The organism is Pseudomonadales bacterium, from assembly GCA_041395665.1.
Lineage (GTDB): Bacteria > Pseudomonadota > Gammaproteobacteria > Pseudomonadales > UBA7239 > UBA7239.
This window is the reverse complement of sequence record JAWLAB010000002.1, coordinates 220,689-234,478: the sequence shown is the minus strand read 5'-3', so window position 1 is coordinate 234,478 and position 13,790 is coordinate 220,689. Positions and strand designations below refer to the sequence as shown.

At 50.9% G+C, this 13,790-nt stretch carries 15 protein-coding genes; 10 read left to right on the top strand and 5 right to left on the bottom strand.

Annotation, left to right across the window (positions count from 1 at the left end; all coding sequences use genetic code 11):
- Together R3E63_03685 and rsgA are read right to left on the bottom strand one after the other, a co-directional pair.
- Positions 1 to 861: an RluA family pseudouridine synthase gene (locus R3E63_03685; GenBank protein ID MEZ5539057.1), complete on the bottom strand. Its 861-nt coding sequence runs from the start codon at positions 859 to 861 to the stop codon at positions 1 to 3.
- Positions 862 to 874: 13 nt separating this feature from the next.
- Entirely contained in the window at positions 875 to 1,900 is a 1,026-nt protein-coding gene (gene rsgA / locus R3E63_03680) for a small ribosomal subunit biogenesis GTPase RsgA (GenBank protein ID MEZ5539056.1), read from the bottom strand.
- Positions 1,901 to 1,967: 67 nt separating this feature from the next.
- Here rsgA and orn point away from each other — a divergent pair, with 67 nt between their 5' ends.
- From orn to R3E63_03660, 4 genes are read left to right on the top strand one after another with little or no spacing between them, the layout of a single operon-like run.
- A complete protein-coding gene (gene orn, locus R3E63_03675; GenBank protein MEZ5539055.1) occupies positions 1,968 to 2,525 on the top strand; it encodes an oligoribonuclease in 558 nt (185 codons plus the stop codon).
- Positions 2,526 to 2,540: 15 nt separating this feature from the next.
- Complete coding sequence (locus tag R3E63_03670) at positions 2,541 to 2,798, top strand: hypothetical protein (protein MEZ5539054.1); 258 nt, start codon at positions 2,541 to 2,543, stop codon at positions 2,796 to 2,798.
- 58 nt (positions 2,799 to 2,856) lie between these two features.
- A complete protein-coding gene (locus tag R3E63_03665; GenBank protein ID MEZ5539053.1) occupies positions 2,857 to 3,120 on the top strand; it encodes an AbrB/MazE/SpoVT family DNA-binding domain-containing protein in 264 nt (87 codons plus the stop codon).
- 1 nt (position 3,121) lies between these two features.
- Complete coding sequence (locus R3E63_03660) at positions 3,122 to 3,511, top strand: type II toxin-antitoxin system VapC family toxin (GenBank protein ID MEZ5539052.1); 390 nt, start codon at positions 3,122 to 3,124, stop codon at positions 3,509 to 3,511.
- A gap of 30 nt (positions 3,512 to 3,541) precedes the next feature.
- Here the strand turns inward: R3E63_03660 and cysE are convergent, their stop codons facing one another.
- On the bottom strand, positions 3,542 to 4,312 hold the full coding sequence (cysE, locus tag R3E63_03655) for a serine O-acetyltransferase (protein ID MEZ5539051.1): 771 nt from the start codon (positions 4,310 to 4,312) through the stop codon (positions 3,542 to 3,544).
- A gap of 60 nt (positions 4,313 to 4,372) precedes the next feature.
- Between cysE and R3E63_03650 the strand changes: the two genes are divergently transcribed.
- A complete protein-coding gene (locus R3E63_03650; GenBank protein ID MEZ5539050.1) occupies positions 4,373 to 6,514 on the top strand; it encodes a YgiQ family radical SAM protein in 2,142 nt (713 codons plus the stop codon).
- Between the two features lie 60 nt (positions 6,515 to 6,574).
- On the top strand, positions 6,575 to 7,171 hold the full coding sequence (locus tag R3E63_03645; protein ID MEZ5539049.1) for a hypothetical protein: 597 nt from the start codon (positions 6,575 to 6,577) through the stop codon (positions 7,169 to 7,171).
- A gap of 21 nt (positions 7,172 to 7,192) precedes the next feature.
- Here R3E63_03645 and R3E63_03640 read toward each other — a convergent pair whose 3' ends face one another.
- A complete protein-coding gene (locus tag R3E63_03640; GenBank protein MEZ5539048.1) occupies positions 7,193 to 8,461 on the bottom strand; it encodes a hypothetical protein in 1,269 nt (422 codons plus the stop codon).
- A gap of 16 nt (positions 8,462 to 8,477) precedes the next feature.
- Positions 8,478 to 8,786 (bottom strand): YhbY family RNA-binding protein, encoded by a 309-nt coding sequence (locus tag R3E63_03635; GenBank protein ID MEZ5539047.1) that lies wholly within the window; start codon positions 8,784 to 8,786, stop codon positions 8,478 to 8,480.
- A gap of 87 nt (positions 8,787 to 8,873) precedes the next feature.
- Between R3E63_03635 and rlmE the strand changes: the two genes are divergently transcribed.
- The 4 genes from rlmE (at position 8,874) to glmM (ending at position 13,790) form a co-directional block, all read left to right on the top strand.
- Entirely contained in the window at positions 8,874 to 9,536 is a 663-nt protein-coding gene (rlmE, locus tag R3E63_03630; GenBank protein MEZ5539046.1) for a 23S rRNA (uridine(2552)-2'-O)-methyltransferase RlmE, read from the top strand.
- Positions 9,537 to 9,600: 64 nt separating this feature from the next.
- Positions 9,601 to 11,553, top strand: coding sequence for an ATP-dependent zinc metalloprotease FtsH (ftsH, locus tag R3E63_03625; GenBank protein MEZ5539045.1), 1,953 nt, complete (start codon positions 9,601 to 9,603; stop codon positions 11,551 to 11,553).
- Positions 11,554 to 11,583: 30 nt separating this feature from the next.
- Entirely contained in the window at positions 11,584 to 12,429 is an 846-nt protein-coding gene (folP, locus tag R3E63_03620; GenBank protein MEZ5539044.1) for a dihydropteroate synthase, read from the top strand.
- Between the two features lie 17 nt (positions 12,430 to 12,446).
- Positions 12,447 to 13,790 carry a phosphoglucosamine mutase gene (gene glmM / locus R3E63_03615; GenBank protein MEZ5539043.1) on the top strand — a complete coding sequence of 448 codons (1,344 nt, stop codon included), beginning with the start codon at positions 12,447 to 12,449 and terminating at the stop codon, positions 13,788 to 13,790.

The following is a 13,790-nucleotide window of genomic DNA, read 5'->3' as shown; positions in this document are numbered from 1 at the left end:
TTAATGCTGTGAGAGTAAATCGGCGGGTAGGGTGTATTGTCGTTTGCGGTTAGCCAGCGGACATAAAAACGCCATGCCACTGGCGGTGAGTGCTAAATGCGCTTGCCCTGTTGCTGTGCCGTAACGCGCATCGCCAATGATGGGATGCCCCAATTCAGCGAGATGGCGACGAATTTGGTGTTTGCGTCCGGTGTCGATATGAATGCGTAAATGTGTGCATTGATTGCCAGCATCGTAGCTCGCGCCGTCTATCCAAGTGAGTGCGTGTTTGCCGTCAATCGTGCTGTCAATTTTGAAGGGCAGCGCAGTTTTATCTTCGGACAAAACAGCCTCACATTTACCAACGACGCTGGCGCGATAATGTTTTTCGATGCGATTGTTTTGAAATAATGCAGACAGCGCAGCAGCAGCTTTTTCGGTGTGCGCCACCAACATCAAGCCGCTGGCTTCGCGATCCAATCGGTGCACTAAAAAAGTTTTGCGTTGTGTTTGTTGTTCCGCGAGTCGCAATAGCGAGCAGTGATCGCCTTGCAGCGTACCTTGCGCCAATAATCCCGCTGGTTTGTACCACACGCTGTAGCTGCGCTCATCGGCAATCAGTGTCGGTGTGGGCGGATTTAACGCGAGTATCGCGGCATCAAAATAAATATGCAGTTTGCTATTGGCGGGTAATTCGCGTGTCGCGCGGCGCAATCGTTCTTGTTTTTTGTTGATTTGTAGCCAGACAGCACCTTGCGCCATCGCTTTTTTGCATTGCATGCGTGAGAGCGGCGTGTGTTCTGCCAACCAATCAATCGCGCGTTTTCCCGCTGCGGTAATCGCGATGCTGGCATCTAATTTTTGCGGTGTGGTTTCAGTCATGGTCGATAAAAAATTACGCAGCGTTCAAGCTGCTAAGAATGTGGCGATAGCTGGCGAGGCGTTCAGGAAAAACAGTACCCGCTTGTTCGGCGGCGAGTACGGCGCAATCCGGTTCGTGTTCGTGTTGGCAATCGCGAAAACGGCAGTGCTGCGCATGCTCGTATAAATCAGGAAAATGTTGCAGCAATTCTGGCGCAGGCAAATGTTGTAGTGTGAATTCACGAATGCCAGGGGAATCAATAATGTTTCCGCTATTGGGTAAATGATAAAGCCGCGCGGTGGTGGTGGTGTGACGACCTTTTTCTACACCGGCGGACAACGCGCCAACAGCAATTTCCACATCGGGTAACAGTGTGCGAATCAATGAGGATTTTCCTACGCCAGATTGCCCGACTATCACCGCCGTTTTGTCGCGTAAAAAATCTTGCAGCGCAGCGACACCTTCATTTTTTTCTGCGGAGACACAAAAAACGGGATAACTGATGTCGCGATACATCTGTAACAGCGGCTCTATGTATAGACGATGCTTGTCGTCGAGCAGATCAGTTTTATTGCACACAATCGCCGCCGCAATATGGTGCAAGCTGGCAGCGACTAAATAGCGATCAATCAAAATCGGAAAAGGCTCAGGCACGGGTGCGAGCGTGATCAAAATCACATCCACATTCGCCGCAACCGGTCGCAACAAACCGCGACTGTCGGGGCGCGCTAACAGCGAATGCCTTTCGCTGCCAGCAACGACAACGCCTGTGGTGAGTTGCTCGTTATCAGCGGGCGGCAATTTGGCAATCGCGTGATCACCCGTTACTAAAGCTGCAATATTGGCGCGCAAAAAACAGCGCACGGTGCGCGGCGGTGTATCAAAAGTTTCCACATCCAATTGGCTGCCGTAATGCGCGATTACCAACACGGCTTGCTCTGCGCCGAGCTGCGCTTCATCCGGCGCGGTGTCGCTCGCAATGTCATCCACTTTATTGCGGCGGCGTGTTTGCTGCAGAGCGATGCGGCGGCGTTGTTGATCGGTTAAGCGTCGGGCCATGAGGTCGGCTTCACATCGGCAGGCGTAGCGGTAAGAATGGCGCACACCTTACCAAGAGAGCAGCGAGATGCAACCAAAGCCTGTTGTGGATAAAAACCATCTGATTTGGATTGATTTAGAGATGACTGGCTTGAATCCCGACACCGATGTCATCATTGAAATCGCCACCATCGTCACCGATAGCGATCTCAATGTTTTGGCAGAAGGCCCTTCTCTGGCGATTCGCCAGCCGCACGCGGTGATGGATGGTATGGACGAATGGAACACGCGCCAGCACGGCAACAGCGGTTTGACCAAGCGCGTGCTGACCAGCGATTTCGATACCGCCGAAGCCGAGCGCCAGACTCTGGCGTTTTTGGCGCAGTGGGTGCCGGCGGGCGCTTCACCGATGTGCGGCAATAGCATCTGTCAGGATCGCCGTTTTTTGTGGCGCGGCATGCCGCAACTGGAAGCGTTTTTTCATTACCGCAATTTGGATGTCAGCACCATCAAAGAATTAGCCAAACGCTGGCGACCAGAAATTGCCGATGGCGTGAAAAAACATAGCTCACATTTGGCGCTGGATGATATTCGCGATTCGATTGTGGAGTTGCAGCATTACCGGAAGTTTTTCTTTGTTTTGTAGAGTGAGCAAATACATATGGTTGAAGTATTAATTGGATCTTTAATCACTTGGCTGGTTTCATATGCCTACTACAAAAGAGCTGGTGACGATCTAAAAGAGGAAGCTAAAAGCCTAAAAAATCAGACGCAACTCATTCTGACGGCTCTTGAGCAAGGAGGGCTTGTCGAACTACGGAGGGAAAGTGGAGTTATTACAGGATTTGAAAAATGGATAGTCAGACCTACAGGAGTTGATGGCATAGCTATTGGGAAACCCTCTATCGATCATGTTTAGTTTGACCAATCCCCCACAAGAATATAGTCTTACCTTAATCTTACTTTTGAGGTGGCTCATGGAAACCACAAAACTTTCCAGCAAGGGGCAGGTGATTATCCCGAAGGCTTTTAGGAGTAGTCATTGCTGGGAGCCTGGCTTGGAATTGATGGCGATAGACACAGGCGATGGCTTATTGCTCAAGCCGAAAGCGCCTTTTGCGCCGACCAGCCTCTCTGATGTGGTGGGTATGTTCGACGGCAAGGTTGAGCCAAAGACGGACGAGGAAATTCAGGCGGCGTTAACCCAATCCATGCGGAGCCAATTCATTCAAGGAAAGTAGCGTGATAGCCATTGATACCAATGTGTTGGTGCGCCTGCTGGTGACGGATAACCCAGCGCAGAGCAAAGCCAGCCAAAAACTGTTTGCCTCTGAAAATATCTTCATTCCCGACACGGTATTGCTCGAAGCGGAATGGGTTTTACGCGCCGCGTTTGATTTGCAGCCCGCCGATATTTGTACGGCATTTCGCCGTATCTGTGGCCTGCCCAATGTGGTGCTGAACAATGCACGGCTTGTCGCACAGGTGATTGATTGGCACGAAGCTGGTTTTGATTTTGCGGATGCATTTCATTTGGCTTTAAGCCTTGATCATGAGGCGTTTAAAACTTTCGATGCGGGCTTTATCAAGAACGCCAAAAAGCACACAGATCGCCGTGTAGAACGCCCCTAGCTACAGCATCTGCAACAAAAGTATCGGCAACTACAGCGTCTGCCGCATCTCCAGCGCCGGCTGCGCACAATCGCTCTGGCCGATTTGTTTCGCTGGCACGCCAGCCATCAGAGCGCATTCCGGCACATCTTTGAGTATCACGCTGCCAGCAGCAATCTGCGCGCAAGCGCCGATATGGATATTGCCGAGAATCTTACTGCCGGGGCCGATCAACACGCCCGCGCCGATTTTGGGGTGGCGGTCGCCCGTTTCTTTGCCGGTACCGCCCAGCGTCACATCCTGCAAGATGGAAACATTGTCAGCCACGGTAGCGGTTTCGCCGATGACGATGCCGGTGGCATGATCGAGCAGCACGCCGCTGCCGATGCGCGCTGCGGGGTGGATATCAACAGCAAACGCGACCGAGATACGGTTCTGCAAAAAGTACGCCAGCGGTTTGCGGTTTTGCTGCCACAGCCAATGCGCCACGCGCCACGCGGTCAGCGCGTGAAAACCTTTATAAAACAATAGTGCTTGCAGCGGCGATTGGCACACGGGGTCGCGGGTGGTGATGGCTTCCAAATCGCGCGCCACTACCGCGGTGATCGTGCTGTCTGCGCAAAAAGCTTCGCTAAACACTTCCATCAGTGTGAGTGCGGGCAGGGCTTGGCAATCTAATTTGCCGGCGATAAGGAAACCTAAGGCGGAGCAGAGGCTTTGGTGGCGCAAGACGGTGTTGTGCAGAAAGCTCGCCAGCACAGGTTCTTGCGCGGCTTCCTGTTCGGCAACGCGGCGTATGGTCTGCCAAAGCGAGTCAATCATGGTGTGAATCTGCAACAAAGTGATGGGGCGCAGTATAAGATGCGCGGAGAGTTCTGAGGTATGTCCATGTCTGCTGTAAAAACCGCCAACGCCGTTGATTTATTTGGTCGCAAACCGTTTTGGGCCAAGCGTTTTGGCGCGGCGCCCGTGCTGCCGATGTCGCGTGCGGAAATGGATGAGCTGGGCTGGGATAGCTGCGACATCATCATCGTCACCGGTGATGCCTATGTGGATCATCCCAGCTTCGGCATGGCAGTGATTGGTCGCACGCTGGAAGCGCAGGGTTTTCGCGTCGGCATTATCGCGCAACCGGATTGGCAATCGGCAGATGCGTTCAAAGCCTTAGGTAAACCGAATCTGTTTTTTGGTGTCACTGCCGGCAACATGGATTCGATGATCAACCGTTACACCGCTGATAAAAAAATTCGTTCGGACGACGCGTATTCGCCCGATGGCAAAGGCGGTTTTCGCCCTGATCGTTCTACATTGATTTACAGCCAGCGTTGCCGCGAAGCGTACGCCGGTGTGCCGTTGGTGATTGGCGGCATCGAAGCGAGTTTGCGCAGATTGGCGCATTTTGATTATTGGTCAGAAAAAGTGCGCCGTTCGATTTTGTTTGATAGCAAAGCCGACATGTTGATTTACGGCAACGCCGAAAGACAGGTGGTGGAACTCGCGCACCGTTTAGCCGCCGGTGAAAACATTCGCGATATTCAAGATATTCGCGGCACAGCTTTTATCACAAAAAATATTCTGCCCAATTTTAGCGAAGTGGATGCAACGGAACCGGAGGCCGCAGAAACTGTGCGCTTGGTGAATCTGGAAGCACACGCAGAAAAAAAATCAGCCACGGCAGAAGTGGTGCGTTTGCCATCGTTTGACGATGTCAGCAACGACACGCTGCTGTACGCGCACGCTTCGCGCGCGTTTCACAAAGAAACTAATCCGGGCAATGCGCGCGCGGTGATACAACAACACGGTGATCGCATGGTGTGGATGAATCCGCCGCCGCTGCCTTTATCGACATTGGAAATGGACGGTGTGTTTGGACTGCCGTATTCACGACAACCGCATCCTGCGTATGGCAAAGCGAAATTTCCTGCGTACGAAATGATCCGTTTCTCTGTCAATATCATGCGCGGCTGTTTTGGTGGTTGCACTTTTTGTTCGATCACCGAACACGAAGGGCGCATTATTCAAAGTCGCTCGGAAGAATCTATTCTGCAAGAAATTGAAGATATTCGCGACAAAGTGCCAGGCTTTACCGGCGTGATTTCGGATCTCGGCGGCCCTACGGCGAATATGTGGCGCTTGAATTGCAAGGATGAAAAAATTGAGCAGAACTGCCGACGATTGTCTTGCGTGTATCCGAGTATTTGCAGCAATCTCGACACCAATCAAATGCCCTTGGTGAAGCTGTATCGCAAAGCGCGCGCGCTACCCGGCGTCAAAAAAATTCTGATCGCCTCCGGCCTGCGTTATGACTTGGCAGTAGAAACGCCAGAGTATGTGAAGGAATTAGTCACACACCATGTCGGCGGTTATTTGAAAATTGCGCCGGAGCACACGGAAGACAGTGTGTTGACCAAAATGATGAAGCCGGGCATTGGTACTTATGACCGCTTCAAAGGTATGTTTGAAAAATATTCACGCGCAGCGGGCAAAGAGCAGTATCTCATCCCGTATTTTGTGGCGGCGCATCCTGGCACGCGCGACGAAGACATGATGAATCTTGCGCTGTGGTTGAAGAAAAATAATTTCCAAGCCGATCAAGTGCAGGCATTTATTCCCTCACCGATGGCGATGGCGAGCGCGATGTATCACACGGGAAAAAATCCGCTGAAACGCATTCGTGCCAATAGTGAAACCGTAGCGGTGCCGAAAGGGATCAATCAACGCAAATTGCACAAAGCGTTTTTACGCTATCACGACCCGGATAACTGGCCGTTATTGCGCGCGGCGTTGCACAAAATGGGGCGTGCGGATTTGATCGGTAACGGTATTCATCATCTCATCCCTAAAACACAGCCGGTGAAAATTGATTCACGCATCAAAAATGCCGATGCCATTTATCGTCGTCGCGCCAATAAATTGCTGACGCAGCACACAGGGCTTCCGCCGCAGCCTTCTGTGGGTGAAGGTAAAAAGAAAACGCCTCGCTCTGGTAGCGCCCCTAGTCGGCGTCCGCAGCGTATACGGTAGTTGATTGTGCGGTCTAGCACAGTAATTCGCAGCGCAATAATAATTTTTGGATTGTTATTGATGTCGTTGCTGTTACTGTTTGCGGTGAATGAATATGAAAAAGATATGGCTTTTCAATGGGAGAGCATGGTGCAGCCGCATTGGGAAGGCGCAGTGCCGCAAGAGAAGTTGCTGCTGCCATTGGTTAACGATCAGGCGAAAGAGATTGTTATTACGCCTGAAGAAAAAGAGATAGAACAGCCACCGGTTGTTGATGTAGAAAAAGTTGTTGTTGAAACCAAGCCGGCACCAGTAAAGGCCATTGTGAAGGCAATCAAAAAAATAGGCGCAAGCCACCCAGCAGCAAAACCTGCGATGAAAAATGAATCGACAGCAAAAATGGCAAGCAATCAGCGCCGCGCATTGCGATTAAGAATGTCGGATGACAATTTATATCGTAATCAGACGGCGCGCTGGGAAGAAAAAAAGAAAAAAGTAATGCCAGATTTCTTTGCGCCAAAAGAAGAACCCAATGATGGTATAGAAATGGGGGCGCAATTGATCATGGACGATGATGATAGAAGGCTTGGCGGTAGTAAAAAAAAGCAGGATGAAGATGCTGGCTACTTGGATAGCATTCAAGGTGCGGAGTTTAATTTTAAGATCAAAATGCGCTGATTTTTTCTTTATTATAAAATTTCACTGTCGATAAAAACTCAAACCGTATTGCTGTAACAGTTTTACTTCCTGCAGTGCTTTCTGCTGATCTGTGCGCGGGTTGATGGCAACAAGCTTTTTTTGACCGGTTTCATCATTTGGATTAGTTTGTAATAGTGCCAATGCCGTTGCACCGTTTTGTAGACGATTGTGCAGTTGGCGCAGTTCTTTCACGCTGTAAACGCTGCTGCCAATGCAACTAACTAGCAGCAGTGCGCTGAGTGCCTTTGACCACAATGCCGTATTGCTGCGCAGTGCGGCAAAAGCCACAACGAGCAATGGCAAGGTCAGAGTGCCATAACGAGAAGCGAGCATCTGTTCACTGCCCATACCGCCGCGTGTTGCGGCAATCAGCAGTGCAGAGCCGACGCTGAATAAAAGTAATGACAGTGCAATCGTGCGCTGTGCTTTTGTTTGTGAATGCGTAGCGCTAGCAATAACAATAACAAACAGCATGACAAGCGCGCTGAGTAGCGCAACCAATGTGTAATAACGCGCCACAAGATTGCCTAATACCAACAAGCTGCCACTCAAGAGTGACAGCGGTGCGAAGGTATTGATTGAAAGAGTATTGAACGAAGTGGGCGCAGTGTTATGCAAAAGTTGCAGATAGGCTGCGGCACCGACAGCGCTGAACAGCAGCCACGGCAATAACAGTATTTTTTCCCGTTGCCAGAGCAGAGGCAGTGCCGCCATCCAATAAGGCAGACAGCCCGCAAAGCTAACGCTCGCCGCCACGCCAAAAACCAGCGCAACAACAAACGCAATAAACGAGTTCCGTAGTAATAAGAGGCTGGCAAATCCACACAGACTGCACAGCAGTGCCAGAGGAATTTGCAGTTGCCAGCCCCACAGCCAGTTCTGTGCTTGCGCCCAGCTAAACACCAGCAACGCGAGACAAAACTGTTCTGGTTTTGAAAGCGCACGCGTCAGCAGTTGTGTAGTGAAAATGCGCAGGATGTGCCAGCAGGCGAGTATGCAGCCAAAGCTGAATAGCACTTCAGCCAGCGTATTCCAGTGTGTGAGTGTCGCGAGTACCAACATAATGGCGCGCGGCAGCAACAGGATGTGACCGTTGTGTGGCGCTAGCATGGCTTGCCATGTCAGCGTGCCTTCGCTTTTTGCTTGCAGTAGTGGCAGTAAATCCCACTGGTCGTGGTAAGGCACATCAATGTGCCAATACAAAATCATCACAAGCGTGAGTGCGGCGGGCAGCCAGTGCCAAGGTAGCTGTTGCAGCGCAGTCCTCACGCGGATACTCAGGGTGTTATTGCAAATGCCGCAAATTGCTGATGCCCAATTTGGCATTGGGATTGGCTTTGTAGATCAGCGCAATATGGCCGATGGTTTGCGCCAGCTCGCACTCGCAGCGTTGACACATCTCAGCAATGACAGCCTGTTTTGCCTCGCGATCACCCACTGCCACTTTTACTTTAATTAACTCGTGATCGTGCAGGGCGCGGCGAATTTCCTCCAGCACGCTGTCAGACAAACCCTTGCCCGCTACGATGACAACGGGATTCAGTGCATGACCGATGGCTTTCAGTTGTTTGCGCGTTTGGCTGTCGAGTGGCATGGCGGCGTATCCAGAGCGTGAGGCGCGCATTGTAGCGGTTTTGCTGTAGCCAACTGCTATCATGGCCACTGAAACAGGATTGAACGCATGACCTCCGATACCTCGGCTGGCAAACCGCCCGCCAAAAAATCCACGCGCTCGCGCAGCAGCGGCCGCTGGTTGAAAGAACATTTCGACGATCCGTATGTCAAAGAGGCACAAAAGCTCGGCTACCGTTCGCGTGCCAGTTTTAAGTTGTTAGAAATTCAGGAAAAAGACCGTTTGATTCGCACAGGCATGACGGTAGTCGATCTCGGCTCTGCGCCGGGCGGATGGTCGCAAGTGGCGGTGGATTTGGTGGGGCATCAGGGGCGTGTGGTCGCCAGTGATATTTTGCCGATGGATACGCTGGCCGGTGTCGAGTTTATCTGCGGTGATTTCACCGAGGAGAGCGTGCTAGCGGAGATTCTCGCGGTGCTGGGCGAACGCAAGGCGGATCTTGTGATTTCCGATATGGCCCCCAACATGAGCGGTATGGCGGGTGTCGATCAGCCGCGTGCCATGTATTTGGTGGAGTTGGCGGCGGAAATGGCCGCGCAAGTGTTGAAGCCGGGTGGCGCGTTTCTCACCAAGGTATTCCACGGCGAAGGTTTTGATGAATTGTTGAAGCAGTTAAAAACGCGTTTCAACAAAGTGAGTACGCGCAAGCCACAGGCATCGCGTGCGCGCTCACGAGAAACTTATCTGTTGGCACAAGGCTTTAAGGGCTGATTGCCGATAAATATTTGCAGTAACTTTGCAGTAATTAAAGAAAGAAGATTGAGAGGGCTGTATTTTGAACGACACAATCAAGACGCTACTGATTTGGGGTGCCATCGTTTTTGTGCTGATGTCTGCCTTTCGCAACCTCACGCCGGCGCAACCGACCGCCGCGCTGGAATACTCCAGCTTTATTCAAGAAGTGCAGCAACAGCGCGTTGCTTCTGTGGTGATCGACGGCTTAAAAATCAATGGCGAAATGAAAGATGGTTCCGCTTTTCAAACCGTGCGCCCCAATGTGCTCGATCAACATTTAATGGATGATCTGTTAAGCAACAATGTCAAAGTGGAAGGTCGCGAGCCAGAGCAGCCAGGATTCTTGCAACAATTATTTTTTGCCGTGTTGCCGGTATTGTTGATCATCGGCGTATTCATGTTTTTCACGCGCCAAATGCAGGGCGGCATGGGTGGCAAAGGCGGTCCTTTGAGTTTTGGTAAAAGCAAAGCGCGTTTGTTGTCGGAAGATCAAATCAAAACCACTTTTGCGGATGTTGCCGGTGTCGATGAGGCGAAAGAAGATGTCAGTGAATTAGTAGAGTTTTTACGCGATCCTTCGCGCTTTCAAAAACTGGGTGGAAAAATTCCGCGCGGTGTATTGATGGCGGGCCCGCCAGGCACGGGTAAAACTTTATTGGCTAAAGCGATTGCTGGCGAAGCAAAAGTACCGTTCTTTTCTATTTCTGGTTCTGATTTCGTGGAGATGTTTGTCGGTGTCGGCGCATCGCGTGTGCGCGATATGTTTGAGCAAGCGAAAAAACAAGCGCCGTGTATCGTGTTTATCGACGAGATCGACGCAGTGGGTCGTCATCGCGGCGGCGGTCACGGTGGTGGCAACGATGAACGCGAACAAACACTGAACCAATTGCTGGTTGAAATGGATGGTTTTGAAGGCAGTGAAGGTGTCATTGTGATCGCCGCCACTAACCGCCCTGATGTATTGGATCGCGCATTATTGCGCCCCGGTCGTTTTGATCGTCAAGTACATGTCGGTCTGCCGGATGTGCGTGGTCGTGAACAAATTTTGAAAGTGCATATGCGCAAAGTGCCTTTGGATGAAGCGGTAGATGCTTCGGTACTGGCGCGCGGCACGCCCGGTTTTTCTGGCGCGGATCTGGCTAACTTAGTGAATGAAGCTGCGCTGTTTGCTGCGCGCGCTAATCGTCGCTTGGTGACGACAGAAGAGTTTGAAAAAGCGCGCGATAAAATCATGATGGGTGCAGAGCGCAAATCCATGGTGATGTCGGAAAAAGAAAAAACCATGACGGCGTATCACGAAGCGGGTCACGCTATCGTCGGTTATTTAATGCCGGAGCACGACCCGATTCACAAAGTCACGATTATTCCGCGCGGCCGTGCATTGGGTATTACTTGGTTTTTGCCGGAAGCCGATCGCATCAGCACCAGTAAACGCAAACTGCTCAGTGATATCGCCACTGCTTACGGCGGTCGTATCGCGGAAGAAATGATTTACGGCGCAGACGGTGTTTCTACGGGTGCGTACAGCGATATTCAAATGGCAACCAGTGTGGCGCGCTCCATGGTGGTGAATTATGGCTTGTCAGAAAAATTGGGTGCGTTGGATTATGATGCACGCGACGGCGAAGGTTTCCGCGAGAAAAATATTTCTGCGCGCACTGCCGAACTGATCGATACTGAAATCAAAAATATTTTGGACGCCTGTTACGCGCAAGCAACAGAAATTTTGCAAACGAATGCAGATATTTTGGAGTCGATGAAAAATGCACTGATCGAATACGAAACTATCGACAGTGAGCAGGTGGAGGACTTGATGGCGCGTCGTGCAGTGCGCCCACCGCGCGATTGGCACAACAGTGCCAGCAACGATACTTCTGGTGGTAGCGGTCAAGCGGAAGTGGTGGCAGAAGCGACAACACCAAACAGTGATGTGCCCAGCAACACGCCTCCTAATAATGTCACGCCAATAGGTGGGCCGGCGGGCGAGCATTAATCGCCCGCTGCGCGTTTCTTTTTTTCACCCATGAAGATGCAATGCGGCAACAGAGCGCTGGATTTATCCAGCCCTGTTGTGATGGGGATTCTCAATATCACGCCCGATTCTTTTTCTGATGGCGGCGTTTTTTTTCAGCAAAATAAAAAGCAGATCGATCATTGCTTGCGCGCAGCAGAAAAAATGTTGGCGGATGGCGCGCGCATTATTGATGTGGGTGGTGAATCCACTAAGCCAGGGGCGCAGCCTGTTTCCACGCAAGAAGAACTGGATCGCGTATTGCCAGTAGTGGAAGCGATTGCTGGGCGAGTGGATATCGTGATTTCAGTCGACACCAGTAACCCAGAAGTGATGCAAGAAACGGCTGCACGCGGCGCGGGTATGATCAACGATGTGCGCGCTCTGCAGCGCGAAGGTGCATTGCAAGCAGCAGCAAAAACAGGTTTGCCTGTGTGTTTGATGCACATGCAGGGCGATCCGCGCACTATGCAAGAGAATCCGCAATACGGCGATGTGGTAAAAGAAGTTCGCGAGAGTTTGCTGGCGCGAGTGGCTGTGTGTGAGCGTGCGGGTATCGCACCGCACAATATTTTGCTCGACCCCGGTTTTGGTTTTGGCAAAACACTGGAACACAATCTTGTGTTGCTCAAACATCTGGACACGCTGACGCGATTGCCTTATCCGCTATTGGTGGGGCTGTCGCGCAAATCCATAGCCGGTAAACTGACGGGAAAAGCAATTGATGAACGCCTGCCTGCATCATTGGCGCTGGCGCAATCGGCATTGGATCGTGGTGCAAAAATTTTGCGTGTGCACGATGTGGCGGCAACGGTGGATATGTTAAAAGTATGGCGCGCTGTGCAAGCGCAGCCTTAAAAAATTAGGACGATAAAATGACAAAACAATTTTTTGGTACGGATGGTATTCGTGGTCGCGTGGGGGAATATCCCATCACACCAGATTTTATGTTGCGTTTGGGTTGGGCTGCAGGAAAAGTATTTGCGCGCCATGCAGAAGATAATCGCAAATTAATTTTGATCGGCAAAGACACGCGTATTTCTGGTTATATGTTTGAATCGGCATTAGAAGCGGGCTTAATCAGTGCAGGTGTTAATGTCGGTTTGTTGGGGCCGATGCCGACACCGGCGATTGCCTATCTTACGCGTACTTTTAACGCGCAAGCAGGTATTGTAATCAGTGCGTCACACAATCCACACGGCGATAACGGTATCAAGTTTTTTTCTGCAGATGGCAGAAAGCTGCCTGATGAAATCGAGTTGGAAATTGAAGCGCAATTAGAAGAAGCCATGCAGATTGTTGATCCGATGCTGCTCGGCAAAGCACGCCGTATTACGGATGCTGCAGGTCGTTATATTGAATTTTGTAAAAGCACTACACCGTTTGATTTTCATTTGCGCGGACAGCGCATTGTGGTGGATTGTGCTAACGGAGCAACTTATCACATCGCACCCAATGTGTTGCGTGAATTGGGCGCCGATGTCATCGAGTTGGCGGCAAAACCTGATGGATTAAACATCAATCAAAATTGTGGTTCTACGCATCCCGATGAACTGCAACGCGCTGTATTAGAACAAAACGCAGATCTTGGCATTGCGTTTGATGGTGATGGCGATCGTTTGTTATTCGTTGATCATCACGGCGAAGTGGTGGATGGCGATGAGTTGCTGTTCATTATTGCCTGCGATCAGTTTGAGCGCGGAAAATGCAAAGGTGTTGTCGGCACTTTGATGAGTAATTTTGGTTTTGAGTTGGCGTTGCAACAGCGCGGTATTCCGTTTGCGCGTGCAAAAGTTGGCGATCGTTATGTGATCGAGATGATGCAACAAAATGGTTGGGATCTCGGCGGTGAGAACTCAGGCCATATCGTTTGTAATCATGTCACCACAACGGGCGATGGAATTGTTTCAGCTTTACAGGTGTTGATGGCTTTACAGCGCGGTGGAAAAAAATTAGCCGAAGCAAAAAAAGCAATGCACAAATTCCCACAAGTGATGATCAATGTGCGCACTTGTCAAAAGTTTGATTTAGATGCTTTCCCCGTTATTGGTGAAGCAATTCAAAAAACAGAAACGCAATTGGCGGGGCAGGGGCGTGTGCTGTTGCGTCCTTCTGGAACAGAGCCTGTTGTGCGCGTGATGGTGGAAGGTGCAAATGCTGAAGTGGTTAAACCGCTCGCGATTGAATTAGCTGCTGTTGTTGAAGCAGCGCTTGCCTGA